33 protein-coding genes and 7 pseudogenes are annotated in these 23295 nt (G+C 42.2%); 25 read left to right on the top strand and 15 right to left on the bottom strand.

What is annotated here, in order from left to right; all coding sequences use genetic code 11:
• The first annotated feature begins 209 nt into the window (after positions 1 to 209).
• The 4 genes from tusD to A6J60_RS00110 all read left to right on the top strand — a co-directional run bounded on the left by tusD (position 210) and on the right by A6J60_RS00110 (position 2053).
• Positions 210 to 635 carry a sulfurtransferase complex subunit TusD gene (gene tusD, locus A6J60_RS00125; RefSeq protein WP_096064195.1) on the top strand — a complete coding sequence of 142 codons (426 nt, stop codon included), beginning with the start codon at positions 210 to 212 and terminating at the stop codon, positions 633 to 635.
• A 121-nt stretch (positions 636 to 756) separates the two neighbouring features.
• Complete coding sequence (locus A6J60_RS00120) at positions 757 to 1080, top strand: hypothetical protein (protein ID WP_096064194.1); 324 nt, start codon at positions 757 to 759, stop codon at positions 1078 to 1080.
• 101 nt (positions 1081 to 1181) lie between these two features.
• Positions 1182 to 1529, top strand: a complete 348-nt coding sequence (locus A6J60_RS00115) for a hypothetical protein (protein ID WP_096064193.1) — start codon at positions 1182 to 1184, stop codon at positions 1527 to 1529.
• Positions 1530 to 1684: 155 nt separating this feature from the next.
• The gene (locus A6J60_RS00110) at positions 1685 to 2053 is read left to right on the top strand and encodes a TusE/DsrC/DsvC family sulfur relay protein (protein WP_096064192.1); all 369 of its coding nucleotides are present in this window, start codon (positions 1685 to 1687) and stop codon (positions 2051 to 2053) included.
• Between the two features lie 94 nt (positions 2054 to 2147).
• Here the strand turns inward: A6J60_RS00110 and A6J60_RS00105 are convergent, their stop codons facing one another.
• The gene (locus tag A6J60_RS00105; protein ID WP_096064191.1) at positions 2148 to 2693 is read right to left on the bottom strand and encodes a tRNA (cytidine(34)-2'-O)-methyltransferase; all 546 of its coding nucleotides are present in this window, start codon (positions 2691 to 2693) and stop codon (positions 2148 to 2150) included.
• Positions 2694 to 3133: 440 nt separating this feature from the next.
• On the opposite strand from A6J60_RS00105, the gene A6J60_RS00100 reads away from it, so the two are divergent.
• From A6J60_RS00100 to A6J60_RS00090, 3 genes are all read left to right on the top strand, one after another.
• On the top strand, positions 3134 to 3274 hold the full coding sequence (locus A6J60_RS00100) for an entericidin A/B family lipoprotein (RefSeq protein WP_096064190.1): 141 nt from the start codon (positions 3134 to 3136) through the stop codon (positions 3272 to 3274).
• 268 nt (positions 3275 to 3542) lie between these two features.
• Entirely contained in the window at positions 3543 to 4073 is a 531-nt protein-coding gene (locus A6J60_RS00095; RefSeq protein ID WP_096064189.1) for an inorganic diphosphatase, read from the top strand.
• Positions 4074 to 4166: 93 nt separating this feature from the next.
• Positions 4167 to 4559 carry a hypothetical protein gene (locus A6J60_RS00090; RefSeq protein WP_096064188.1) on the top strand — a complete coding sequence of 131 codons (393 nt, stop codon included), beginning with the start codon at positions 4167 to 4169 and terminating at the stop codon, positions 4557 to 4559.
• A 172-nt stretch (positions 4560 to 4731) separates the two neighbouring features.
• Here A6J60_RS00090 and A6J60_RS00085 read toward each other — a convergent pair whose 3' ends face one another.
• The 3 genes and pseudogenes from A6J60_RS00085 to A6J60_RS00075 all read right to left on the bottom strand — a co-directional run bounded on the left by A6J60_RS00085 (position 4732) and on the right by A6J60_RS00075 (position 7706).
• Positions 4732 to 5853, bottom strand: a complete 1122-nt coding sequence (locus tag A6J60_RS00085; protein WP_096064187.1) for a lipase secretion chaperone — start codon at positions 5851 to 5853, stop codon at positions 4732 to 4734.
• Between the two features lie 46 nt (positions 5854 to 5899).
• Positions 5900 to 6955, bottom strand: coding sequence for an esterase/lipase family protein (locus A6J60_RS00080; protein WP_096064186.1), 1056 nt, complete (start codon positions 6953 to 6955; stop codon positions 5900 to 5902).
• 80 nt (positions 6956 to 7035) lie between these two features.
• Positions 7036 to 7706: pseudogene (locus tag A6J60_RS00075) on the bottom strand (alpha/beta hydrolase).
• 301 nt (positions 7707 to 8007) lie between these two features.
• Here A6J60_RS00075 and A6J60_RS13595 point away from each other — a divergent pair.
• The 10 genes from A6J60_RS13595 to A6J60_RS13450 all read left to right on the top strand — a co-directional run bounded on the left by A6J60_RS13595 (position 8008) and on the right by A6J60_RS13450 (position 13284).
• Positions 8008 to 8613 (top strand): glycerophosphodiester phosphodiesterase family protein, encoded by a 606-nt coding sequence (locus tag A6J60_RS13595; protein ID WP_264755556.1) that lies wholly within the window; start codon positions 8008 to 8010, stop codon positions 8611 to 8613.
• A gap of 72 nt (positions 8614 to 8685) precedes the next feature.
• On the top strand, positions 8686 to 8874 hold the full coding sequence (locus A6J60_RS13590; RefSeq protein WP_264755555.1) for a hypothetical protein: 189 nt from the start codon (positions 8686 to 8688) through the stop codon (positions 8872 to 8874).
• Positions 8856 to 9248, top strand: coding sequence for a hypothetical protein (locus A6J60_RS13585; protein WP_264755554.1), 393 nt, complete (start codon positions 8856 to 8858; stop codon positions 9246 to 9248). The genes A6J60_RS13590 and A6J60_RS13585 overlap by 19 nt, the downstream gene beginning before the upstream one ends.
• Before the next feature lie 270 nt (positions 9249 to 9518).
• Positions 9519 to 9683 (top strand): hypothetical protein, encoded by a 165-nt coding sequence (locus tag A6J60_RS13475; protein ID WP_227525998.1) that lies wholly within the window; start codon positions 9519 to 9521, stop codon positions 9681 to 9683.
• Positions 9684 to 10052: 369 nt separating this feature from the next.
• Positions 10053 to 10298 carry a hypothetical protein gene (locus A6J60_RS13470; protein WP_227525997.1) on the top strand — a complete coding sequence of 82 codons (246 nt, stop codon included), beginning with the start codon at positions 10053 to 10055 and terminating at the stop codon, positions 10296 to 10298.
• A gap of 654 nt (positions 10299 to 10952) precedes the next feature.
• On the top strand, positions 10953 to 11216 hold the full coding sequence (locus A6J60_RS13660) for a hypothetical protein (RefSeq protein ID WP_319830047.1): 264 nt from the start codon (positions 10953 to 10955) through the stop codon (positions 11214 to 11216).
• A 149-nt stretch (positions 11217 to 11365) separates the two neighbouring features.
• Positions 11366 to 11512 (top strand): hypothetical protein, encoded by a 147-nt coding sequence (locus tag A6J60_RS13330; RefSeq protein WP_193778116.1) that lies wholly within the window; start codon positions 11366 to 11368, stop codon positions 11510 to 11512.
• Between the two features lie 761 nt (positions 11513 to 12273).
• Positions 12274 to 12549 (top strand): hypothetical protein, encoded by a 276-nt coding sequence (locus A6J60_RS13460; protein WP_227525996.1) that lies wholly within the window; start codon positions 12274 to 12276, stop codon positions 12547 to 12549.
• Positions 12546 to 12944, top strand: a complete 399-nt coding sequence (locus A6J60_RS13455; protein ID WP_413772371.1) for a histidine kinase dimerization/phospho-acceptor domain-containing protein — start codon at positions 12546 to 12548, stop codon at positions 12942 to 12944. Before A6J60_RS13460 ends, A6J60_RS13455 begins: the two co-directional genes overlap by 4 nt.
• Entirely contained in the window at positions 12925 to 13284 is a 360-nt protein-coding gene (locus tag A6J60_RS13450) for an ATP-binding protein (RefSeq protein ID WP_227525994.1), read from the top strand. Before A6J60_RS13455 ends, A6J60_RS13450 begins: the two co-directional genes overlap by 20 nt.
• Positions 13285 to 13355: 71 nt before the next feature.
• Here A6J60_RS13450 and A6J60_RS13445 read toward each other — a convergent pair whose 3' ends face one another.
• The 4 genes and pseudogenes from A6J60_RS13445 to ispF (A6J60_RS00040) form a co-directional block, all read right to left on the bottom strand.
• The gene (locus A6J60_RS13445) at positions 13356 to 13538 is read right to left on the bottom strand and encodes a hypothetical protein (protein ID WP_227525993.1); all 183 of its coding nucleotides are present in this window, start codon (positions 13536 to 13538) and stop codon (positions 13356 to 13358) included.
• Positions 13535 to 13732, bottom strand: coding sequence for a hypothetical protein (locus A6J60_RS13440; protein WP_227525992.1), 198 nt, complete (start codon positions 13730 to 13732; stop codon positions 13535 to 13537). Before A6J60_RS13440 ends, A6J60_RS13445 begins: the two co-directional genes overlap by 4 nt.
• 359 nt (positions 13733 to 14091) lie before the next feature.
• Positions 14092 to 14437: pseudogene (gene grxD / locus A6J60_RS00045) on the bottom strand (Grx4 family monothiol glutaredoxin).
• A gap of 320 nt (positions 14438 to 14757) precedes the next feature.
• Positions 14758 to 15253: pseudogene (gene ispF / locus A6J60_RS00040) on the bottom strand (2-C-methyl-D-erythritol 2,4-cyclodiphosphate synthase).
• A gap of 209 nt (positions 15254 to 15462) precedes the next feature.
• On the opposite strand from ispF (A6J60_RS00040), the gene A6J60_RS13700 reads away from it, so the two are divergent.
• The 4 genes and pseudogenes from A6J60_RS13700 (at position 15463) to A6J60_RS13685 (ending at position 16486) form a co-directional block, all read left to right on the top strand.
• Positions 15463 to 15717 carry a hypothetical protein gene (locus A6J60_RS13700; RefSeq protein WP_413772349.1) on the top strand — a complete coding sequence of 85 codons (255 nt, stop codon included), beginning with the start codon at positions 15463 to 15465 and terminating at the stop codon, positions 15715 to 15717.
• Positions 15669 to 15988, top strand: a pseudogene (locus A6J60_RS13695) (hypothetical protein). Before A6J60_RS13700 ends, A6J60_RS13695 begins: the two are co-directional and overlap by 49 nt.
• Positions 15989 to 16299: 311 nt before the next feature.
• A pseudogene (locus tag A6J60_RS13690) lies at positions 16300 to 16368 on the top strand (hypothetical protein); the annotation flags it as partial.
• Between the two features lie 22 nt (positions 16369 to 16390).
• Positions 16391 to 16486 carry an aminomethyltransferase beta-barrel domain-containing protein gene (locus A6J60_RS13685; RefSeq protein ID WP_413772348.1) on the top strand — a complete coding sequence of 32 codons (96 nt, stop codon included), beginning with the start codon at positions 16391 to 16393 and terminating at the stop codon, positions 16484 to 16486.
• Positions 16487 to 16773: 287 nt separating this feature from the next.
• Here the strand turns inward: A6J60_RS13685 and mnmA are convergent.
• Positions 16774 to 17870 (bottom strand): annotated as a pseudogene (gene mnmA, locus A6J60_RS00030) (tRNA 2-thiouridine(34) synthase MnmA).
• A 153-nt stretch (positions 17871 to 18023) separates the two neighbouring features.
• On the opposite strand from mnmA, the gene ispF (A6J60_RS00025) reads away from it, so the two are divergent.
• From ispF (A6J60_RS00025) to A6J60_RS13430, 4 genes and pseudogenes are all read left to right on the top strand, one after another.
• Positions 18024 to 18533, top strand: a complete 510-nt coding sequence (ispF, locus tag A6J60_RS00025) for a 2-C-methyl-D-erythritol 2,4-cyclodiphosphate synthase (protein ID WP_096064185.1) — start codon at positions 18024 to 18026, stop codon at positions 18531 to 18533.
• Positions 18534 to 18856: 323 nt separating this feature from the next.
• Positions 18857 to 19188 (top strand): annotated as a pseudogene (grxD, locus tag A6J60_RS00020) (Grx4 family monothiol glutaredoxin).
• Positions 19189 to 19457: 269 nt separating this feature from the next.
• Entirely contained in the window at positions 19458 to 19661 is a 204-nt protein-coding gene (locus tag A6J60_RS13435) for a hypothetical protein (RefSeq protein WP_227525991.1), read from the top strand.
• 5 nt (positions 19662 to 19666) lie between these two features.
• Positions 19667 to 19942: a hypothetical protein gene (locus A6J60_RS13430; RefSeq protein ID WP_227525990.1), complete on the top strand. Its 276-nt coding sequence runs from the start codon at positions 19667 to 19669 to the stop codon at positions 19940 to 19942.
• Positions 19943 to 20014: 72 nt separating this feature from the next.
• Here the strand turns inward: A6J60_RS13430 and creC are convergent, their stop codons facing one another.
• The 6 genes from creC to A6J60_RS13570 form a co-directional block, all read right to left on the bottom strand.
• Positions 20015 to 21937, bottom strand: a complete 1923-nt coding sequence (gene creC, locus A6J60_RS00010; RefSeq protein ID WP_096064184.1) for a two-component system sensor histidine kinase CreC — start codon at positions 21935 to 21937, stop codon at positions 20015 to 20017.
• On the bottom strand, positions 21934 to 22026 hold the full coding sequence (locus A6J60_RS13580) for a hypothetical protein (RefSeq protein ID WP_264755583.1): 93 nt from the start codon (positions 22024 to 22026) through the stop codon (positions 21934 to 21936). Before A6J60_RS13580 ends, creC begins: the two co-directional genes overlap by 4 nt.
• Positions 22027 to 22078: 52 nt before the next feature.
• A complete protein-coding gene (locus A6J60_RS13575) occupies positions 22079 to 22204 on the bottom strand; it encodes a hypothetical protein (protein ID WP_264755553.1) in 126 nt (41 codons plus the stop codon).
• A 26-nt stretch (positions 22205 to 22230) separates the two neighbouring features.
• The gene (locus A6J60_RS13420) at positions 22231 to 22431 is read right to left on the bottom strand and encodes a hypothetical protein (RefSeq protein WP_227525989.1); all 201 of its coding nucleotides are present in this window, start codon (positions 22429 to 22431) and stop codon (positions 22231 to 22233) included.
• 20 nt (positions 22432 to 22451) lie between these two features.
• A complete protein-coding gene (locus tag A6J60_RS13415) occupies positions 22452 to 22733 on the bottom strand; it encodes a response regulator (RefSeq protein WP_227525988.1) in 282 nt (93 codons plus the stop codon).
• 281 nt (positions 22734 to 23014) lie between these two features.
• Positions 23015 to 23143 (bottom strand): hypothetical protein, encoded by a 129-nt coding sequence (locus tag A6J60_RS13570; RefSeq protein ID WP_264755552.1) that lies wholly within the window; start codon positions 23141 to 23143, stop codon positions 23015 to 23017.
• Positions 23144 to 23295 lie beyond the last annotated feature (152 nt).

Raw genomic sequence — 23295 nt, 5'->3', positions numbered from 1 at the left:
ACAGTTTGATGACAAACCTCACTTAATAGATGCCTATCTTTTAACACTAGGCTCTTGAGATAATGCGGTTTAACCCTAATAATAAATATAACCATAACGCTTTTAATGACCTAACCTGTATTAAGCTAACTTGTTTTAGCATAAAAGGTTATTTACTTAACTTAGGTCATCACATTCACTGAATCTTATTAAATACAGTTGCCCTGATTATGACTATTGCCTCAACTCTACTACTGATCACAGCTGACCCAAGCCATCCGCTTGCCACCCATGCCTATCGTTATGCACACGCCTTTTTGCAGTCACAAGCTGCTGACAACTCGGGCTCATCAAAACTGAGCGTGTTTTTTTATGCTGATGCGGCGCATACGGCCAATAAACTACGCTGGCAGAGTGCAGACAGAGATAACTTAACCGAAAAATGGCGAGCACTAAGTGAGCAGTTTCATCAGCCGTTGCCGGTTTGCGTCAGTACCGCATTAACGCGTGGGATTACCGATGAAGACAATGCCAAACGCCATGATTTAACCTCAAATGGTTTGGCAGCTGACAATCTAGCAGCAGGCTTTGAGCTGGTTGGATTGGGTGATCTTGCAACCGCTTTAGCAGACGCTGAAAAAGTGGTGTCTTTTTAGTTTTTAATTGGTATTTAATTGAGCGTAAAAAAGACAATAAAACCCAAATACAGTAAAACCCAAATAATAATAAATAAAAAGATAAGACCGTCTAAAACCATTCACACAAATAGGAAACGCAGTGGCTATTTTAATTCGTCTGACAACCGCAACAGAAACGGCAACCTATGAAGGTTGTGCTTTGGCATTGACCTTAGCGACCTTTGGTCAACAGGTACAACTGATGTTGGGAAGCTCAGTATTTGGGCTATTAATGCAGCCAGACAGTCGACTTCATGGCATGATTAAATCGCTTGATTTATATGACTTACCACCAGCATGGCTGCCTGATGATGTGTTTAGCAGCTGGCTGACCGGCATGGTGCCTAATGAGATTACTGAGCAGATTGACTTTATTCCTGAGGATTTTGATGCCAGCCAGTTTGAGCAGATTTTCTCGTTTTAATTCAGACTGCTGCTCTCATAGCACTTTATCTTATTCAGTTAACCCATTAAGTTAACTCACCTTTTGTCTTAATACATTGACCCATTAAAAGAGTTTAGATTATGGCCACTTTGTTTCAAATTCACGCAACCATGAATACCCTAAAACCGCTTATAAGGGAATTAGGCACACTTTGGCAGGCAGGTGACAGTATTTTGTTACTTGGCGAATCAAGCGCTTACTATGCCTGGGCGAAGGCATATATCAAAGACTTCAATGGCGATGATGAGATTCAAAGTAGCATCGACAGTGTTAGTGCTTGGTATGTACTTGCTGAGGATATTGACCGTCTTAATGACAGCGCCAAACTAAACCTAGATTTGACCGGGGTAACCGTATTAAGTGACTTAGATTGGGTCAACCTGACTCAAAAGACCCATCGTGTGGTGACCTTACACTCCACGACTTAGTACTTACTGTACAGCTTATTATCTACGACATAACTTAATATCTAAGATTTATTAGTAAATACTGATTAACTTTATCTAGCTTATGATTTGAGCAGACTTAGCAGTCAAACTAAACAATAAAACGAGCTTTACACTAAAACGAGCTAAAAAACACTATGACCACAGATACCACGGCACTGGCTGGCTTAAATATTCACTCTGATAACCAAACCCCCATTGCATTAGACAATGAGGGGCACTTAGTCGATCATACCTTATGGAGTGAAGCGGTTGCGCAGCAGCTGGCCGATATTTTAGACGTGTCTTTAACCACGGAACACTACGCTGTGTTGCATAAAGTTCGAGAATTCCACAATAACTTTAATCACCCGCCTTCGACCCGGCCACTGATTAAGTACCTGATGAAAACACTGCCAGATCAAGATATTAGCAACCAAAAACTACAGCAAATGTTTAACACTGGCTTGGTTGCTCGTCATGTCAATCGTATTGCCGGACTGCCTAAACCGCCTAACTGTTTATAATTTGGTTATGATTTGGTTATAACCTACTTAACATCTGGCTGCTTACTGCTACCTACGACGACAAGTCATTGCCTATTATTTAGGATCATAGCGGTTATTTAGGGTCGTACGGCGTTAATTCAGTATAGCCGGTACTGCGCCCCTCATCTCCAACAAAGCCTTGCTGGCGCCACACCTCATACAGACAGATACTGACACTGTTTGCCAAATTAAGGCTGCGTGAGTCTGGTAGCATTGGCAAGCGCAGCCAGTTTTTCTCACCGATATCTGCCCTGATATCATCGGCTAGTCCTGCGGTTTCAGAACCAAATACCAAAGCAATATTTTCAATCTTATCGCCACTGTCTGTCTGCGCAAAATCATATTCGTAAAAAGGGTGACTTAGCTTAGTAGTCAATGCCACCATGCGCTCACATCCTGCCTGATTTAGAGCCTGCTTAGCCTGCTCCCAGTCTTTGTGTACTTGCATATTGGCATATTCATGATAATCAAGACCAGCCCGGCGCAACTTTTTGTCTTCTAAATCAAAGCCTAACGGCTCAACCAAATGTAACTGCGCCCCCGTATTGGCACACAGGCGAATCGCGCTGCCGGTATTATTTGGAATTCTAGGATGTACCAGTACAATATGGATGGTCATAAATCTGCCCTTAAGCGTATTTGCATTACAATGAAAATTAAATTTACAATTTTATGACAGTTTTAGATAAATTACACACATTAATGTGTTGTCGTTATTCATAATATTAATATAATATGTTACCAAGGATATCTTCTATATCTCTGATATGTTTCTAAAACTTATAGGATATCGATTGTATTTAGGTTATATAAAATTAAACTAAAGTTATCCAGCATTAAGTTTAATTTTCAACACTTTTATACAATAGAGTTACCAAACAACTCTATATTCAGTTAAAAGTTCGGTTGATAATATGGCTGTAGGAAAGATATGATTGTATAATATAAGTAACTGGTTATTCATTTTGGCTGGTTATGCATATCAAGTTTGCGTTATCCTTGACGCACAACATTATTTTTGACCCACTAAACTTTTATTCTTTATATTAAGGATTTACTATGAAAAAGCTAGCTCTTGCCTCTTTCGCTGCTCTAATCGTTCTTTCTGGTTGCAACACTTTCAAAGGTTTCGGCCAAGACGTTTCTAAAGCAGGCGAAGGCGTTTCTAAATCTGCTGAAAAAGTACAAGAAAAGATCTAAGCTTAAATAGAGCCTTAGAACAAAAAAGCAAATAGCCCTAGGTTATTTGCTTTTTTTATTTGTACTTGTATTTATGCTTATAGTTATGAATATATTTATGGGTTTTATTTATAAGCCCCTGAAACTAAACCTTAGCGAATTTAAGCTGACAAATGTTATTTTGGAATATTGTCATAACTTGGCAATCGGTCAAAAATTGTTATAATCAGCAGGACTTTTAAACAATCATCACCTAGTGCTCACAGAAGCGCTGTTATTGGAGAACAAAATGGCAGATTTTAACGTAATTTTAGATGCAGGCGATGTTGATGGCGGCGAGATTAACGTTGTTGTTGAAATCCCAACAGGCAGTAACCACAAAATCGAATGGAACCGTGAACTGGCTGTATTTGAGCTAGACCGTGTTGAGCCTGCTATCTTTGCTAAGCCTTGTAACTATGGCTTCATCCCTCAAACGCTTGACGAAGATGGCGATGAGTTAGATGCGCTAATTATTACTGATGAGCCATTAACCACTGGTGTTTTCTTAAAAGCAAAAGTTATCGGTGTAATGAAGTTTGTTGATGATGGCGAAGTAGATGACAAAATCGTTGTAGTTCCAGCTGATGATCGCACCACTGGCAACGCTTACAACAGCTTAGAAGATCTACCAAAACGTTTAATCGAGCAGCTTGAATTCCACTTCAGCCATTACAAAGACCTGAAAAAACCAGGCACAACTGTGGTTGAGTCTTGGGGTGATGTTGCTGAAGCTAAAGAAGTTATCAAAGAAGCCATTCAGCGTTGGAAAGATAAATAATCTTTGCTCTACCCAGAGCTAAACCAATCTGGCTTGTATTGACAAAAAGCACTTTAAATTATTAAAGTGCTTTTTTACATTAAGAGAATTGTTATGTCAAAGACAAATAACCTGCCCAAACACATCGCTCAAATGGTTGAGAAAAATAATCTAGTGTTGGCCATTAAAGAACTTGCTGCTGAACGCAACATTAGCATGAGTGAGGCTAAAACCATTATCGATGACTATGAGCAGCATTTAAAGCAAAAACAAGCCAAAAAGGTGCAGGCCATTTCCGACAAACAGCACAGCACTAGCAAAGCTAAAACTATTAAAGCGAATACCCGTCAAGTCAATCAAAACCGTTTAATAAGCAGTGTTGATAATAGATTAGACAATATGGGTTATCAAAAACCAATGATTCCCTATTGGATGAAACGCTTACTAATTATTTTATTGGTGTGCTGTATTTTAATTATTTTGTTTTATTGGAAGTTTGTGAAGTAGATTTTATCGGTCGTTATCTGACATTTTTATACCCTACAGCCCAGACTCTATCTCAAATCTGGACTATAAAACTATAAAAAAGAACTGCTATTTGATAATTAACCTTAGTCAGATAATAGGTGACAGATTAAAAACTACAACCAATCAGCAATCGATGACCACAAACGCCCTACTACTGTTGTTGTTGTTTAAATAGCGCGTAGCCGGTTAAGCGTTTTTGCTCCGTTTTGCTAAACAGCTTATTTTGTAGCTGATCTATTTGTCGTTGTTGGCTTTGCTCATCTTTTGTCGCGGTTAGTATTTTATTCTTAACGGCCTGATATTGCTCAAACCTTTGATCAAAGTCTGCTGTCTCGGCATCAAGCTGTGCTAAACGCTGAGCCGCCTCTTTCCCTACCATCTGCGAGCGCATCGCGAATAATTGATCTTGACTGGCGCCTTGCTGTTGTAACTGTTGGGTACGCGTCAATAACTGCTCGATATTGGCTTGCTGCTTGGCGTGTTGCTTAATCGCAGACTCAGGTAATTGATTGATATACTTATCACGCGCCTGCTGCTTTTGCGCCTGAGTGAGCGACTTATCCTGAGCAATACTTAACATCGCCGCATTGTAATCAACCAAGGCATCATCTTCATCGAAAAAGGCCTTGTTTGCTTGCTTTGAAAACAGCTTACTTCTTAAAGCCTGAACCTCACGCTGTTGTTGTTTTATGCGCTGCACATTCATCTCGTTAGCCTGTTTAGACTGATTACCATATTTACCATCAATGGTTGATAACTGTTGTAGATAGGCTAGGTATTGATAATACAAATCAATGGCTTTCGATGCGGCGGGCTCAGGCGTGCGACTGCTAATATATGACTCAACGCGTCTATTAATGGTGTCACTGTCTTCTTCACCCTGTGCCGATAAAAAGTAATCAAACAAACGGCGTAGCTCTCGAGTCTCTACCAGCTCATACTCTTCATTGACAATTAAATCACCATCAACCTGTGTTCCTTGCAATGATCTGGGCATATTTTCTACGCCTATCGTCAACGCATCTGGGGTATAGTCTAAATCTTCGATGACTTCATCAGTCACCACATCATCACTTTCATTCTGAGACTGATTCACAGCTTGCACTGGCTTTGTATTGTCTATATTAGCATCCGTATTATCAGCAGACTCTTTGCTTTTAAACAGCCATATAAGCAGCGCGATTATCGATACGAACAACAACGCCAAAACAATTGGGTTAGCAGCTTTTATACTGAACGACTTCTGACTATTTTGCTGTGACTGATTTGGCATAGTCTCTCTTATTTACACCTTAGTGAAACCTTGCATTGAAACTTTGTTAAAAACCTTGATTTTTTAAACGATTTACTTGACTGCGGTACACTGAGACTGGATCAACCTCACTACGAGAGACAAGACCAAATATCTGATTGACTGAGTCTAGATGATTCATCTTATAGTCATCACGAATCACGTAGCCAATACGACTTGAACAGGCTGATACTAGGCCATCATTAGGGTCATCTTTATCAAAGGTTAGCCCGGTTAAAGCCAACATATAGTCACTGGGATCAAAGCTATTAGTCACTGTCCCTACCCCTGAAAAAGAGTAATACGGAATGCCGTTTATCACATATTCCGCAGGAGGCTGACCACAATATTCACTGGGCATGGCAGCAGGGTATTTTTTGTTATAATACCCAGTCATATAGTCTGTGGTTAAGCCCATCACTGCTTTAATAGAGTCTTGATGCTGAAGCTGCTTAACGTCAATGCCAGATCCAAAGTCAAACAAACGTCCGACCGCGTTATGAAACGCAATCAAGGCGCGGCCAAATAAGTTAAATCGATCTTTGGGCGCATCTGACGCTGGGTTGTCTTTGGATACCACAGATAACAGCCAATCCGCCATCTTCGAGCCCTGCTCAGGGCTAGCAACAGCGGTCACCGATGCCACGTACTCTGGTGCTACTTCAGCCACATAACGAATATCGATACCGCCTAAGCTGTGACCGATTAAATTGACCTTTGGTTTGCCGGTAACTGCCGTAATGGTTTTGACCTGTTGTAGCAACTGCTCGCCGCGATACTCTGCATCTTGCATGGAAGAAGTTTTGGTCACATAGACATCAGTGCCGCCTTGCATTAACGCCTCTGGGATACCGTTAAAATAATTAACGATACCAAATACTTCGTTAAATCCGCCCAGTCCATGTACCAGTACCACAGGATATTGAGTCGCTGTTGCATCATTATCAGGATGCACGTTTGCAACCAACACACAACCACTGGGGTTAGAGCAGTTATAGTACTCAGCAGCTATTGCTTGCGTACTCAAGCTTAATGCACTAAGTGTCACCATGCTGCCAGCCACAAACTTAGCAAATCGTTGCATAGTTACCTTTATCCTATGGTATGAGATTGATTTGACGGTTTTTCAATCTAACCATCTAGATCTAAATTAGATTATCTTTATTAGGTCAAAACAGTATTTAGCCAGTTGCCAATTGATTTTATTTGAGGCATACACACCTGATGCGCCATCGGATAAGTGGTGAAGTCAACATCATAGCCCAACTGCTTTAATGACTCAGTCGCACGCTGCCCTAACTGTACAGGCACTACCGGGTCTTGAGTACCATGGTCAATCTTGACTGGTAAGGTTTTATTGGCATCACTGAAATTGGCAGAATCATCAATGGCTAAGTAGGTCGATAATGTTAGCAAACCAGCTAGCTTTTGCGGATGAGTTAGCGCAACTTGATAGGCAATTGCGCCGCCTTGAGAAAAGCCAGCAATCACAATATTGTCAGGTGACACGCCACGATCCACTTCGCGCTGGATAAGTCATTAATGGCAGCGGCGGATTTTTGAATCTGCTCAACATCAACTTTGCGCTCAAGGCTCATCTCAAGAATGTCATACCAAGCCGGCATCACCATACCACCGTTAATAGTGACAGGAATTCGCGGTGCATGAGGAAATACAAAGCGTACCGCTAACTCTGAGTTTAAGCCCAGCTCAGGAACCACAGGTTCAAAGTCATGACCACTGGCGCCCAATCCATGTAACCAAATTACTGCTTTATCAATCGCTTTATTTTGTGGGTTGTGTTCAACAATGACGCAGTCTAAATAGGTTGTCATATTTCTTCCTTATTTTGTCTTATTTTAAAATCATTTTAAGTTTAAACGGTTATATGTGTCGATTGTCATAACCTTGTCAATTAGTTGGGTTAGTTTAACCCTTACCCGTTTTTAATGAGCTATTTTAACCGGCTTATTTTAATCTATAGGGTTATTACCAAACTGACAATTTTATAAAAATAATCGTTAAAAAAACTGTTTTAACAATAGCTTAAAAGATACCGCTTAAATCATTCACAGTCAGTTTATCATTTAGCAGACTATATCACATCACTAACAGTTCACTCGGCTAGGAGCGCCCATGTTACCCCAAAGGTCAAAACACTCTCTAAAAAAGCAACCGTTATTGTCGGACAGCGTATCGCGTACCCATTGTGATAATAAGACAAGCCCTACCCTATTTAAAAAGCACAGCACTTGGCTTGCCTGCCTTGGCGTGATTTCAGTGACATTAAGCGGCTGTCAAACCGAAAATCAGCAGCATAGTCAATCCGCTCATAGCCCTTTAATTCATGCTCAGAATAGCGCGGATAATAAGTCAGATAATCGCACAAAACAAGTCAACTACAGCTATGGTTCAAGGCCGTTTTATTTAATAGATGATATGGACGATAGTCCGTTAAAACAAGAGCTACAGGCCTGTGAAGCTCAGACCCCGAAAAAAACCGATTTTTCGATTTCTCACCGTGGTGCACCGCTACAATATCCTGAACACACCCTTGATGGTTATATGGCTGCGGCGCGTATGGGCGCAGGTGTTTTAGAATGTGATGTGGCCTTTACTAAAGACCATGAGTTGGTATGTCGCCATGCCCAAAATGATCTGCATACCACCACCAATATATTGACCACACCTTTGGCCAATCATGTACTCAGCCGCCTAAATTTGATGCCATGGGTAACTTGACCAATGCCAGTGATATTGAATGTCGCACCTCGGACATTAGCTTAGCCGAATTTAAATCATTGCATGGGCAAAATGGATGCCGCTGATAAAAAGGCGACTAGCCTAACCGATTATATGAATGCGACACCTACTTGGCGCACTGAGCTTTATAACCAAAATGCACAGCTATTAAGCTTAGACGAGCACATTGCGCTTGCAAAGTCTTTGGGATTGAAGCACACCCCAGAGCTAAAGCGCCTAGCGTGGATATGCCACATATAGGGTCGGATGGTAAGCCTTATACTCAAGCAGATTATCGTCAGCAGCTGATTAACGCCTATCGCCGTGCTGGCGTGGCACCTGATGATGTATTTGCACAATCTTTTCAGTTATCAGACGTATTGGCTTGGCAGCAGCACGATCCAGAGTTTGGTAAAAATGCGGTGTATCTGATTGATGACAGCAATGAAACCGCTGATAACCAAACCTTTAATAAAGACGATCCGAGCACTTGGAAGCACTCACCACAGCAGCTGAAAGCAATGGGTGTCAATATTATTGCTCCGGCCACTTGGCTATTGGTTAGCAGTGATGGCCAAGGTAAATTAAACCTTCAACGTATGCTATGCAGGCCAAAGCCGCTGGACTTGATATGATCACTTGGTCACTTGAGCGTTCAGGGCCACTTGCCAATGGCGGCGGCTGGTATTATACCGGGCTTGAGGATGCGATTAATAATGATGGCGATATGTATATTACATTGATGTTTTAGCGCAGCAAGTTGGGGTAAAAGGTATTTTTTCAGACTGGCCAACTACTGTTACTTACTATGCCAATTGCAAAGGGCTATAATAAACGCAGTAAACCGCTATTTAGCAAAAATAGCATGAACTAACGACTGCGTATTTTTATTATACAGGTGCCTTATGATTGCCACTGCCTTAGACATTACCTCTTTTGTAGATGTTGGCTTTGGCCTACCGCTTTGGCACCTTGTGGCACTATTTTTACTGGGTGTGGTTGCTTTTGTGATATCGACCATCTCCGGGGGTGGGGGCGCACTGCTATTAATACCCGCCGTGTCTTGTTAACCGGCGCCTCTTCTGCCCCGCCCATCATTAACCTAGGTACTTTCTTATCACGCCCTTCACGTATGCTGTTGTTTTGGCATGATATTGATTGGCGTCTTATCTTATATTACGTGCCTAGTGCTATTGCCGGCGCTTGGTTATCGGGACTGTTATTTAGCCGCTTAATGCGCAGTGGATACAGCTGGCCGTTGGTATATTCTTGGTATCCACCTTATTTCAATACAAATTTGGCAAAGTGGACAAAACCTTTCACATGCCAAAATCAGGCTTTATTCCTTAGGCTTTTTGGTTGCATTCGTCAGCACCTTAGTTGGCGGCTTAGGGCCAGTTTTAATCCGTTTTATATGAATTCAGGCCTCACCAAAGGATTTGATTGCCACTAAAACAGCCAATTCATTCTTTGTCGGTATTGCTCAAATCAGCAGTTATGCCTTCTTTGGCGTACTCACGCCAGCGCTATGGGTTTATGGCCTGGTGTTAGGGGTCGGCGCCATTGTTGGTAATATGATTGGTAAGCGCTTTTTGACCGGCATGAGTGTTACTCAGTTTCGTACTGCGCTGCTTGTTTTGATGAGTATCAGTGGTCTGGTTATGATTATTGATATATTGATTTAATCTTATAATCATTTACTGACAACGACATACTCAACCCTATTTATTCTTCATCAATTTTTCATCATCCGCTCATAGTTATCACACAACCACCAATTTGGTTTATGCTAGGATAGCACTTAGCTAATGGGGCTTAACCCGTTGTGCTTTCTCATAAATTTATTATTATAGTCAGAGAAGTCTAAATGGTTACCAGCCAACCGAGCGCAAGTACTACAAATGTAGGCTTAGCGAGGTTAATACCGTAACCTTTAGTAGTTCGCTGACTATAGTTCTTCAATCTGGCTCATACTATGACTCCCTCTATGCCACAATCACGCCTGTACATTCAAGTTCGCCTCATATTTTAATCGTTGAAGATGATCCGGCGATTGCCACATCGTTAAGAGTGACTTTCAAACGCGAAGGCTGGCAAGTGACTGGCTGGATAATGCCACTAGCGTGCTACCCACTTTGACTGACTTTAATGAGCAGCAGCAGCCATTAGCTGGTATCGTGTTAGATGTAGGTTTGCCGATGGTGATGGTCTAATCTATGTCAGGACATACGCCGAAGTGAGCAGATTGGTAGCTTAAAACAACTGCCTATCGTATTTTTGACGGCTCGCAGTGATGAGATAGATAGATACTTTGGCCTTGAAATGGGCGGCGATGATTATTGTCCCAAGCCCTTTGTCCAAGAGAATTGGTTGCTCGATTAAAAGCCATTTGGCGCCGTGAACAACTTACCGCATCAGCAACTCTTGATACCCAAACTCAGAGCCAACAAGAGACTGAGCCGCAACAGTTTGTGTTAGAGTCAGGCATTTGGCGCTATGAGCCGATGACTTATACCCTATATTGGAATGATCATAAGCTAGAGCTCAGTAATACCGAGCGCAACTATACTGGCCTTATTAGCCAATCCAGATCGAGTGTTTAGTCGTGAACAATTATTAATGCCATTAGTGATTATCCCGATCATCGCTTAGCTCGCACCATTGATAGTCATGTTAATCTATTCGTAAGCATTGGCTCAGATTAGCGAGCAGCAGGATGTTGAAATCATTCACACTCATCGTGGCTTAGGTTATGGACTTTGTGCGTCATGAGCAACACCCCTTCTCCACATCTGAAAATCAAAGCCAACAGACCAGTGATTCCAATAGTAACGAAGACAACCGAACACAGGTAGCACATCCACGCCGCCCAATTGGTATGCCAAGCTACACCCAATAGGCAAAGCAGTAGCGCTCACACTGCTAGCCGTAACCTGAGAAATTCTTATTTGAGTTTGTTTTTTCGGATTTGGATTGCAGTTGGGGTGATTGTCATCATCTCGGGTATTGTGGTTTTCAACCAGTTGTTACCTACGTTCGCCCTATCACCCAGCAAGTGATTGAAGATACTTTAGTGGACACCTCTAAACTGTTGGCTGCCAGCTTACAATCTGCGGTCGAAGCGGAGAGATTTATAACAGCAGCTATCAGGCCATGCTTGATCAGCTTTCACGACCCCTTCACTTCCTGAATCTGACTCAGGGTCGGCTGCAACTGAAAATAGCAACACATCTGAAAACATTAAGACACAGCCATCTAATTCGAGCGTAAATTCTGAGTCATCAAATGAGTCACAACCTTTAATCCAGTGATTAAAGCGTTACCTTTCGAGACCCAAGCTACTTGGTATCATCAAAGCAGCGCGTAGTTTCCGAGTCTATATTACCGATAACCAAGGCATCGTTATCTATGACTCTTTGCCGGAACAAGGCAATCATACTATCCAGAAGGAAATGCCAGAGGCGAAGATTACTCGAGTTGGAATGATGTCAATCTAACCTTACAAGGTAAGTATGGCGCACGCACCACTCGTAGTGATCCCATGATTCATCAACGTCGGTGATGTATGTCGCTCAGCCATATATAGCTCAGATGGTAGCGGTGATATCATCGCTGTGGTCAGTGTCGGCAAACCAACCTCAACCGTGCTACCTTACCTAAATGCCACGCGCAACGGATGTTAACTGCTCACTGATTATCAGTATCGTCACCTTAATCATGGCAGGCTTGGTCGCTTGGTGGCTGCGTCAAAGTACCTTATTGGTCACTCGCTACACTCAGTCATTGGCACAAGATACTAAAAAGCCTTACTTTTACTTGGGTCGTGAGCTTAATGAGCTAACCGATACCATTGAAAGCATGAAGCATCGGCTTGAAAATCGAGCTTATGTGACTGACTATGTGCATACTTTGACGCATGAACTAAAAGCCCACTGACGGCGATTCGCGCCAGTGGTGAGCTATTAGAAGAGACCGATTTAGACAGTGAAGACAGACAAATGCTCAGCCAGACCATCACTGAGCAAAGTATCAAATTGCACTCGTTGATTGACCGCTTGTTGCTATTGGCAAAAATTGAACAGCCTACATTCAAGTTAGCGATTCAAGCCATAGATCCAGATGCACTGGTTCAGACTCTAATTGCCGGCAGTGAAATGCAGCGTCAGTATCAGCATCTAGAGATTGACTATCAATGTGACCTGAAGCAGTCCAATCAAAGCTTTATTTTTGCCGATGAGTTTTGGATGACTCAAGCCTTACAAATGTGCTTGATAATGCCTTATTTTTGCGCATCACAAAGTACTGGTGTCAGTGACTACGCAGCAAATTAACAAAGCACCTTTTATCAAGTTGTCCTTTATTAATGATGGTGAACCCATACCTGAGTATGCTTTAGCTAAAGTCTTTGATCGCTATTTCAGCTTATCGCATCAGTACAATAAGCCCACCAATAACCCAGCTCAGACACCTAGCTCACCAGCACCGAGACAACAAGGTAAAAAAGGTACCGGACTGGGACTAACCTTGGTAAAACAGGTGATTGAACGTCATGGTGGTTATGTCAGTATCCATAATCTAAGCGATCAAAGTCAGCAACATAACAAAACCCCTGAGACTAACTCAGGGGTTGAGGTGGTAATTTTATTACCTATCGCACCGCTTCAAGATTAAACGCGGGTACTATTGAATATGTGGCCTAATGAGTGTGTGTCTTAAAGGGTTTTTATCAAAGCGCTTAAATACTACTCACCCTGGCTAAGCGGTACAATACGTTCATTTTGACCACTACCAATCATACCTTGGCTACCAACGCCTTCAGGATTGCTTTGTAGATAAGCCGTCATTTCAGCAATAATTTCAGGATCATCATTGGCTAAGATACGCTGCTTGATCATCTCTACCGGGGGCACAGGTAAGTTCTTCATAGCGACAACAGCTGAGTATCATTACCTTTGGCAACGACCAGTTCAATCAATTGACGGGCATCAATTGGCAAATCTGGTGTTGACTGAGCCATCAATGCTAAGTGATACGCACCATGAGTATCTTCATCTTGCATGATGCGTCGCTCAATAGCAGTATAGGTCTCACTGGTCGCTCCGCCTGCTACTCTTAGCAAGTGAATACATTTTAATGAAGACTGTTCTCTTGTTCAGCAATGGCCAGAATCTTTTCTGATTGTGCCTCTAGCATTTGTCTTTTTGCTGTAATTTATCGTTGCTCATGATTATTTCCTAACGTTATTAATGGTTATTATTTATTCAAGGTTTTCATAAATGACTCTTAGCGATAAGTAAAAACCAATCTTCTCGCCCTATTGCTACTATATGTGGTGCTAAAGATTCATTTATAAAGTGAGCATATACAAAAACATAACAGGCGGCTCTATCTTTAAAAAATCCCAAAGCAATCGTCAATAAAAAAAGCCTTAGCATGAATCTAAGGCTTTTTTATTGAACAACTCTAATATAAACTTAATCATTTAGTGCAATAGCTAGCAGGGCTATGCTCTTCAACCAATGGCTTTAATTCGCCTGATTGGTACATTTCTAAGATAATGTCTGAACCGCCCATCAACTCACCATTAATCCACAATTGTGGGAATGTTGGCCAGTTGGCAATTTTTGGCAATGTCGCACGAATTTCAGGGTTTTCTAAAATATTAACGAACGCAAAAGGACGACCAATTTGAGTTAACACTTCAATGGCACGAGCAGAAAATCCACACTGTGGAAACTGTGGGTACCTTTCATATATAACAATACTGGGTTTCTTTGATTTGATTGCGGATTAACGTTTCAATATCTTGCGCTTGGTCTGTCATAATAAATCCTTAATTGATTTGGAAAATCGATTACCTAAAAAATAAAATACTAAAATATAATACTTAAAATAATGTGCTGAGTGTTTAAATTTAGGCCAATGTCTCTTTTATGGGATGCTGAAAAATTACAATAATAAATCCAGCATAACCACACTTTTAACTGTAGCCATCTCGAACATCTTAACGGATGCTTTCAATAACAGCTGTTGCTAAGCCCTAAAGCTAAAAGCTAGAGTCATATTATGCGTCAGCCCTAGCTGTTTTTTATTACCCCTAACTGAGTAGTGGCTACTACTTTCTATTTAGCTTTAAGCTTAATTTTAAACGTTGTCTGGGGTCAGTAATACCACAGCACTGACCATGATACCCTCTTGACGTCCAGTAAAGCCAAGCTTTTCAGTGGTGGTTGCTTTAACACTGATATTATCAATCTGAGTATTTAAATCTTCAGCAAGTGCGCATCGCCAGATTGTGTTTAGCCAACTTTGGTCGCTCACACATCACCGTGATATCTGCATTTACCAAATGATAGCCTTTTTTGATAATTAAATCATAGACATGACGCAGCAGCACACGTGAATCTAGTCCAGCATTGGCCTCATCAGTATCTGGAAAGTGTTGCCCTATATCGCCAAGAGCCAATGCACCAAGCAGCGCGTCAGCCAAAGCATACCACATCACCATCTGAATGCGCCAGTAAACCGACCGGATGCGGGATATTCACCCCTGCTAAAGTCACAAACTGCTCGGCTGTATCGATCACATCTTTGGATCGCAAAACGCGTGTACGTCAATACCTTGCCCAATTCTTATCATTATTTGCCTTTCAGTGTTATAATTTAGCCAAATTTTAGCATAGTTTGTGAGACTTATGACCACATCCCTGTTTTTGACAACAACCACGCCACTCTTCCTGCCCTAAGCCTAAGCGATGTACCCAATCCGAGTCAAACTCGGGTCATCGTCGGTCAGGTGGCGTCGATTCTTCTGTTTCTGCGGTATTATTGCAGCAAGCTGGTTTTCAGGTGGAAGGCCTGTTTATGAAGAACTGGGAAGAGGATGATGGCACAGAGTACTGCACAGCGATGGAAGACTTAGCCGACGCGCAAGCGGTGTGTGACAAAATTGGTATCAAACTGCATACCGCTAACTTTGCGATGGAGTATTGGGATCGCGTATTTGAACACTTTTTGGCTGATACCAAGCCGGACGCACCCCTAACCCAGATATTTTGTGTAACAAAGAGATCAAGTTTAAAGCCTTCCTCGACTATGCCGTAACCTTGGGTGCTGATTATATTGCAACCGGTCACTACACCCGTCGTAGCGTGAATTACACCCGTGAAGACGGCGTTGAAGTCGCGCACTTAATGCGTGGACTAGATAACAATAAAGATCAAAGCTACTTTTGCATGCCGTTGGTGGTGACAAAATTGCCAAGACTTTATTCCCAGTTGGCGAATTAGAAAAGCCAGAAGTGCGTAAAATAGCTGAACAGCATGACTTAGCCACGGCGAAGAAAAGACTCCACTGGTATTTGCTTTATCGGTGAGCGCCGCTTTAAAGACTTCTTAACAGTACTTGCCTGCCAAGCCAGGTGATATTGTCACCGATGATGGCATCACGATTGGTAAGCACGATGGCTGATGTATTATACCTTAGGTCAGTGGCGGTATTGTATTGGCGGCGTTAAAGACGCCCTGAAGCCTTGGTTGTGCTACAAAAAGACCTAACCAATAACCAATTAATTGTTGGTCAAGGCCATGATCATCCGATGCTATTAAGCCAAAGCTTAGTCGCTTACAAGCTTGACTGGGTTGAACGTATTGCACCTAAAGCCATCTTTAGCGAGGACGGCCTAAAATGTGTGGCCAAAACCGTTATCGTCAGCCCGATCAAAGCTGCACGGTATTTGCTGACTCTGAAGATGGCAACCGCGTAAAAGTCATCTTTGATGAACCTCAACGTGCGGTTACCCCCAGGTCAATCAGCGGTATTTTATATTGGAGAAGTTTGCTTGGGTGGCGGTGTGATTGAGTCGTTTGAGTAGCTTTAGCATTTTAAAGGCTTTAGCACCTTAAAGTATAGTTCCGTACTTTATTTTAAGCGGTTACACCCTTATAAGTTGAGGATAATATTGACGTTTATTCTGACGTTGGCAGTTATTTGGTTAGCCATTTGATAGGCTTGATCATCACTAGTCATGCCGCTGATAACCAAATAACTGCCAACGTCAGAATAAACGTCAATATCTTATCCTCAACTTATAAGGGTGTAACCGCTTAAAATAAGTACGGAACTATACTTTAAGGTGCTAAAGCCTTTAAAATGCTAAAGCTACTCAAACGACTCAATCACACCGCCACCCAAGCAAACTTCTCCAATATAAAATACCGCTGATTGACCTGGGGTAACCGCACGTTGAGGTTCATCAAAGATGACTTTTACGCGGTTGCCATCTTCAGAGTCAGCAAATACCGTGCAGCTTTGATCGGGCTGACGATAACGGGTTTTGGCCACACATTTTAGGCCGTCCTCGCTAAAGATGGCTTTAGGTGCAATACGTTCAACCCAGTCAAGCTTGTAAGCGACTAAGCTTTGGCTTAATAGCATCGGATGATCATGGCCTTGACCAACAATTAATTGGTTATTGGTTAGGTCTTTTTGTAGCACAAACCAAGGCTCTTCAGGGCGGTCTTTAACGCCGCCAATACCAATACCGCCACGCTGACCTAAGGTATAATACATCAGCCCATCGTGCTTACCAATCGTGATGCCATCATCGGTGACAATATCACCTGGCTTGGCAGGCAAGTACTGTTGTAAGAAGTCTTTAAGCGGCGCTCACCGATAAAGCAAATACCAGTGGAGTCTTTTTTCTTCGCCGTGGCTAAGTCATGCTGTTCAGCTATTTTACGCACTTCTGGCTTTTCTAATTCGCCAACTGGGAATAAAGTCTTGGCAATTTTGTCACCACCAACGGCATGCAAAAAGTAGCTTTGATCTTTATTGTTATCTAGTCCACGCATTAAGTGCGCGACTTCAACGCCGTCTTCACGGGTGTAATTCACGCTACGACGGGTGTAGTGACCGGTTGCAATATAATCAGCACCCAAGGTTACGGCATAGTCGAGGAAGGCTTTAAACTTGATCTCTTTGTTACACAAAATATCTGGGTTAGGGGTGCGTCCGGCTTGGTATTCAGCCAAAAAGTGTTCAAATACGCGATCCCAATACTCCATCGCAAAGTTAGCGGTATGCAGTTTGATACCAATTTTGTCACACACCGCTTGCGCGTCGGCTAAGTCTTCCATCGCTGTGCAGTACTCTGTGCCATCATCCTCTTCCCAGTTCTTCATAAACAGGCCTTCCACCTGAAAACCAGCTTGCTGCAATAATACCGCAGAAACAGAAGAATCGACGCCACCTGACATACCGACGATGACCCGAGTTTGACTCGGATTGGGTACATCGCTTAGGCTTAGGCAGGAAGAGTGGCGTGGTTGTTGTCAAAAACAGGGGATGTGGTCATAAGTCTCACAAACTATGCTAAAATTTGGCTAAATTATAACACTGAAAGGCAAATAATGATAAGAATTGGGCAAGGTATTGACGTACACGCGTTTTGCGATCCAAAAGATGTGATCGATACAGCCGAGCAGTTTGTGACTTTAGCAGGGGTGAATATCCCGCATCCGGTCGGTTTACTGGCGCATTCAGATGGTGATGTGGTATTGCATGCTTTGGCTGACGCGCTGCTTGGTGCATTGGCTCTTGGCGATATAGGGCAACACTTTCCAGATACTGATGAGGCCAATGCTGGACTAGATTCACGTGTGCTGCTGCGTCATGTCTATGATTTAATTATCAAAAAAGGCTATCATTTGGTAAATGCAGATATCACGGTGATGTGTGAGCGACCAAAGTTGGCTAAACACAATCTGGCGATGCGCACCAACATTGCTGAAGATTTAAATACTCAGATTGATAATATCAGTGTTAAAGCAACCACCACTGAAAAGCTTGGCTTTACTGGACGTCAAGAGGGTATCATGGTCAGTGCTGTGGTATTACTGACCCAGACAGACAACGTTTAAAATTAAGCTTAAAGCTAAATAGAAAGTAGTAGCCACTACTCAGTTAGGGGTAATAAAAAACAGCTAGGGCTGACGCATAATATGACTCTAGCTTTTAGCTTTAGGGCTTAGCAACAGCTGTTATTGAAAGCATCCGTTAAGATGTTCGAGATGGCTACAGTTAAAAGTGTGGTTATGCTGGATTTATTATTGTAATTTTAATCAGCATCCCCATAAAAGAGACATTGGCCTAAATTTAAACACTCAGCACATTATTTTAAGTATTATATTTTAGTATTTTATTTTTTAGGTAATCGATTTTCCAAATCAATTAAGGATTTATTATGACAGACCAAGCGCAAGATATTGAAACGTTAATCCGCAATCAAATCAAAGAAAACCCAGTTTATATATGAAAGGTACACCACAGTTTCCACAGTGTGGATTTTCTGCTCGTGCCATTGAAGTGTTAACTCAAATTGGTCGTCCTTTTGCGTTCGTTAATATTTTAGAAAACCCTGAAATTCGTGCGACATTGCCAAAAATTGCCAACTGGCCAACATTCCCACAATTGTGGATTAATGGTGAGTTGATGGGCGGTTCAGACATTATCTTAGAAATGTACCAATCAGGCGAATTAAAGCCATTGGTTGAAGAGCATAGCCCTGCTAGCTAATTGCACTAAATGATTTAAGTTTATATTAGAGTTGTTCAATAAAAAAAGCCTTAGATTCATGCTAAGGCTTTTTTTATTGACGATTGCTTTGGGATTTTTTAAAGATAGAGCCGCCTGTTATGTTTTTGTATATGCTCACTTTATAAATGAATCTTTAGCACCACATATAGTAGCAATAGGGCGAGAAGATTGGTTTTTACTTATCGCCTAAGAGTCATTTATGAAAACCTTGAATAAATAATAACCATTAATAACGTTAGGAAATAATCATGAGCAACGATAAATTACAGCAAAAAAGACAAATGCTAGAGGCACAATCAGAAAAGATTCTGGCCATTGCTGAACAAGAAGAACAGTCTTCATTAAAATGTATTCACTTGCTAAGAGTAGCAGGCGGAGCGACCAGTGAGACCTATACTGCTATTGAGCGACGCATCATGCAAGATGAGATACTCATGGTGCGTATCACTTAGCATTGATGGCTCAGTCAACACCAGATTTGCCAATTGATGCCCGTCAATTGATTGAACTGGTCGTTGCCAAAGGTAATGATACTCAGCTGTTGTCGCTATTGAAGAACTTACCTGTGCCCCCGGTAGAGATGATCAAGCAGCGTATCTTAGCCAATGATGATCCTGAAATTATTGCTGAAATGACGGCTTATCTACAAAGCAATCCTGAAGGCGTTGGTAGCCAAGGTATGATTGGTAGTGGTCAAAATGAACGTATTGTACCGCTTAGCCAGGGTGAGTAGTATTTATAGCGCTTTGATAAAAACCCTTTAAGACACACACTCATTAGGCCACATATTCAATAGTACCCGCGTTTAATCTTGAAGCGGTGCGATAGGTAATAAAATTACCACCTCAACCCCTGAGTTAGTCTCAGGGGTTTTGTTATGTTGCTGACTTTGATCGCTTAGATTATGGATACTGACATAACCACCATGACGTTCAATCACCTGTTTTACCAAGGTTAGTCCCAGTCCGGTACCTTTTTTACCTTGTTGTCTCGGTGCTGGTGAGCTAGGTGTCTGAGCTGGGTTATTGGTGGGCTTATTGTACTGATGCGATAAGCTGAAATAGCGATCAAAGACTTTAGCTAAAGCATACTCAGGTATGGGTTCACCATCATTAATAAAGGACAACTTGATAAAAGGTGCTTTGTTAATTTGCTGCGTAGTCACTGACACCAGTACTTTGTGATGCGCAAAATATAAGGCATTATCAAGCACATTTTGTAAGGCTTGAGTCATCCAAAACTCATCGGCAAAAATAAAGCTTTGATTGGACTGCTTCAGGTCACATTGATAGTCAATCTCTAGATGCTGATACTGACGCTGCATTTCACTGCCGGCAATTAGAGTCTGAACCAGTGCATCTGGATCTATGGCTTGAATCGCTAACTTGAATGTAGGCTGTTCAATTTTTGCCAATAGCAACAAGCGGTCAATCAACGAGTGCAATTTGATACTTTGCTCAGTGATGGTCTGGCTGAGCATTTGTCTGTCTTCACTGTCTAAATCGGTCTCTTCTAATAGCTCACCACTGGCGCGAATCGCCGTCAGTGGGCTTTTTAGTTCATGCGTCAAAGTATGCACATAGTCAGTCACATAAGCTCGATTTTCAAGCCGATGCTTCATGCTTTCAATGGTATCGGTTAGCTCATTAAGCTCACGACCCAAGTAAAAGTAAGGCTTTTTAGTATCTTGTGCCAATGACTGAGTGTAGCGAGTGACCAATAAGGTACTTTGACGCAGCCACCAAGCGACCAAGCCTGCCATGATTAAGGTGACGATACTGATAATCAGTGAGGCAGTTAACATCCGTTGTCGCGTGGCATTTAGGTAAGGTAGCACGGTTGAGGTTGGTTTGCCGACACTGACCACAGCGATGATATCACCGCTACCATCTGAGCTATATATGGGCTGAGCGACATACATCACCGACGTTGATGAATCATTGGGATCACTACGAGTGGTGCGTGCGCCATACTTACCTTGTAAGGTTAGATTGACATCATTCCAACTCGAGTAATCTTCGCCTCTGGCATTTCCTTCTGGATTAGTATGATTGCCTTGTTCCGGCAAAGAGTCATAGATAACGATGCCTTGGTTATCGGTAATATAGACTCGGAAACTACTGCGCTGCTTTTGATGATACCAAGTAGCTTGGGTCTCGAAAGGTAACGCTTTAATCACTGGATTTAAAGGTTGTGACTCATTTGATGACTCAGAATTTACGCTCGAATTAGATGGCTGTGTCTTAATGTTTTCAGATGTGTTGCTTATTTCAGTTGCAGCCGACCCTGAGTCAGATTCAGGAAGTGAAGGGGTCGTGAAAGCTTGATCAAGCATGGCCTGATAGCTGCTGTTATAAATCTCTCCGCTTTCGACCGCAGATTGTAAGCTGGCAGCCAACAGTTTAGAGGTGTCCACTAAAGTATCTTCAATCACTTGCTGGGTGATAGGGCGAACGTAGGTAAACAACTGGTTGAAAACCACAATACCCGAGATGATGACAATCACCCCAACTGCAATCCAAATCCGAAAAAACAAACTCAAATTAAGAATTTTCTCAGGTTTACGGCTAGCAGTGTGAGCGCTACTGTCTTTGCCTATTGGGTGTAGCTTGGCATACCAATTGGGCGGCGTGGATGTGCTACCTGTGTTTCGGTTGTCTTCGTTACTATTGGAATCACTGGTCTGTTGGCTTTGATTTTCAGATTGTGGAGAAGGGGTGTTGCTCATGACGCACAAAGTCCATAACCTAAGCCACGATGAGTGTGAATGATTTCAACATCCTGCTGCTCGCTAATCTGAGCCAATTGCTTACGAATAGATTTAACATGACTATCAATGGTGCGAGCTAAGCGATGATCGGGATAATCACTAATGGCATTTTAATTGTTCACGACTAAACACTCGATCTGGATTGGCTAATAAGGCCAGTATTAGTTTGCGCTCGGTATTACTGAGCTCTAGCTTATGATCATTCCAATATAGGGTATAAGTCATCGGCTCATAGCGCCAAATGCCTGACTCTAACACAACTGTTGCGGCTCAGTCTCTTGTTGGCTCTGAGTTTGGGTATCAAGAGTTGCTGATGCGGTAAGTTGTTCACGGCGCCAAATGGCTTTTAATCGAGCAACCAATTCTCTTGGACTAAAGGGCTTGGGACAATAATCATCGCCGCCCATTTCAAGGCCAAGTATTCTATCTATCTCATCACTGCGAGCCGTCAAAAATACGATAGGCAGTTGTTTTAAGCTACAATCTGCTCACTTCGGCGTATGTCCTGACATAGATTTAGACCATCACCATCGGGCAAACCTACATCTAACACGATACCAGCTAATGGCTGCTGCTGCTCATTAAAGTCAGTCAAAGTGGGTAGCACGCTAGTGGCATTATCCAGCCAGTCACTTGCCAGCCTTCGCGTTTGAAAGTCACTTAACGATGTGGCAATCGCCGGATCATCTTCAACGATTAAAATATGAGGCGAACTTGAATGTACAGGCGTTGATTGTGGCATAGAGGGAGTCATAGTATGAGCCAGATTGAAGAACTATAGTCAGCGAACTACTAAAGGGTTACGGTATTAACCTCGCTAAGCTACATTTGTAGTACTTGCGCTCGGTTGGCTGGTAACCATTTTAGACTTCTCTGACTATAATAATAAATTTATGAGAAAGCACAACGGGTTAAGCCCCATTAGCTAAGTGCTATCCTAGCATAAACAAATTGGTGGTTGTGTGATAACTATGAGCGGATGATGAAAATTGATGAGAATAAATAGGGTTGAGTATGTCGTTGTCAGTAAATGATTTATAAGATTAAATCAATATTATCAATAATCATAACCAGACCACTGATACTCATCAAAACAAGCAGCGCAGTACGAAACTGAGTAACACTCATGCCGGTCAAAAAGCGCTTACCAATCATATTACCCAACAATGGCGCCGACCCCTAACACCAGGCCATAAACCAATCATATTACCAACAATGGCGCCGACCCCTAACACCAGGCCATAAACCATAGCGCTGCGTGAGTACGCCAAAGAAGGCATAACTGCTGATTTGAGCAATACCGACAAAGAATGAAT

The organism is Psychrobacter sp. FDAARGOS_221 (genome assembly GCF_002313155.2).
In the GTDB taxonomy this organism is placed as follows: Bacteria; Pseudomonadota; Gammaproteobacteria; order Pseudomonadales; family Moraxellaceae; genus Psychrobacter.
Note: the sequence above shows the minus strand (reverse complement) of the source record. Positions and strands in the feature narration are given on the sequence as shown.

Bases quoted from the DNA above. Each gene is read 5' to 3' on its own strand.
- tusD (WP_096064195.1), top strand. From the start codon at position 210: ATGACTATTGCCTCAACTCTACTACTGATCACAGCTGACCCAAGCCAT.
- A6J60_RS00115 (WP_096064193.1), top strand. From the start codon at position 1,182: ATGGCCACTTTGTTTCAAATTCACGCAACCATGAATACCCTAAAACCG.
- A6J60_RS00110 (WP_096064192.1), top strand. From the start codon at position 1,685: ATGACCACAGATACCACGGCACTGGCTGGCTTAAATATTCACTCTGAT.
- A6J60_RS00105 (WP_096064191.1), bottom strand. From the start codon at position 2,693: ATGACCATCCATATTGTACTGGTACATCCTAGAATTCCAAATAATACC.
- A6J60_RS00100 (WP_096064190.1), top strand. From the start codon at position 3,134: ATGAAAAAGCTAGCTCTTGCCTCTTTCGCTGCTCTAATCGTTCTTTCT.
- A6J60_RS00095 (WP_096064189.1), top strand. From the start codon at position 3,543: ATGGCAGATTTTAACGTAATTTTAGATGCAGGCGATGTTGATGGCGGC.
- A6J60_RS00090 (WP_096064188.1), top strand. From the start codon at position 4,167: ATGTCAAAGACAAATAACCTGCCCAAACACATCGCTCAAATGGTTGAG.
- A6J60_RS00085 (WP_096064187.1), bottom strand. From the start codon at position 5,853: ATGCCAAATCAGTCACAGCAAAATAGTCAGAAGTCGTTCAGTATAAAA.
- A6J60_RS00080 (WP_096064186.1), bottom strand. From the start codon at position 6,955: ATGCAACGATTTGCTAAGTTTGTGGCTGGCAGCATGGTGACACTTAGT.
- A6J60_RS13595 (WP_264755556.1), top strand. From the start codon at position 8,008: ATGTTACCCCAAAGGTCAAAACACTCTCTAAAAAAGCAACCGTTATTG.
- A6J60_RS13590 (WP_264755555.1), top strand. From the start codon at position 8,686: ATGGATGCCGCTGATAAAAAGGCGACTAGCCTAACCGATTATATGAAT.
- A6J60_RS13475 (WP_227525998.1), top strand. From the start codon at position 9,519: ATGATTGCCACTGCCTTAGACATTACCTCTTTTGTAGATGTTGGCTTT.
- A6J60_RS13330 (WP_193778116.1), top strand. From the start codon at position 11,366: ATGGACTTTGTGCGTCATGAGCAACACCCCTTCTCCACATCTGAAAAT.
- A6J60_RS13460 (WP_227525996.1), top strand. From the start codon at position 12,274: ATGCCACGCGCAACGGATGTTAACTGCTCACTGATTATCAGTATCGTC.
- A6J60_RS13445 (WP_227525993.1), bottom strand. From the start codon at position 13,538: ATGAAGAACTTACCTGTGCCCCCGGTAGAGATGATCAAGCAGCGTATC.
- A6J60_RS13685 (WP_413772348.1), top strand. From the start codon at position 16,391: ATGAACCTCAACGTGCGGTTACCCCCAGGTCAATCAGCGGTATTTTAT.
- ispF (WP_096064185.1), top strand. From the start codon at position 18,024: ATGATAAGAATTGGGCAAGGTATTGACGTACACGCGTTTTGCGATCCA.
- A6J60_RS13435 (WP_227525991.1), top strand. From the start codon at position 19,458: ATGAGCAACGATAAATTACAGCAAAAAAGACAAATGCTAGAGGCACAA.
- A6J60_RS13430 (WP_227525990.1), top strand. From the start codon at position 19,667: ATGGCTCAGTCAACACCAGATTTGCCAATTGATGCCCGTCAATTGATT.
- creC (WP_096064184.1), bottom strand. From the start codon at position 21,937: ATGAGCAACACCCCTTCTCCACAATCTGAAAATCAAAGCCAACAGACC.
- A6J60_RS13575 (WP_264755553.1), bottom strand. From the start codon at position 22,204: ATGACTTATACCCTATATTGGAATGATCATAAGCTAGAGCTCAGTAAT.
- A6J60_RS13415 (WP_227525988.1), bottom strand. From the start codon at position 22,733: ATGACTCCCTCTATGCCACAATCAACGCCTGTACATTCAAGTTCGCCT.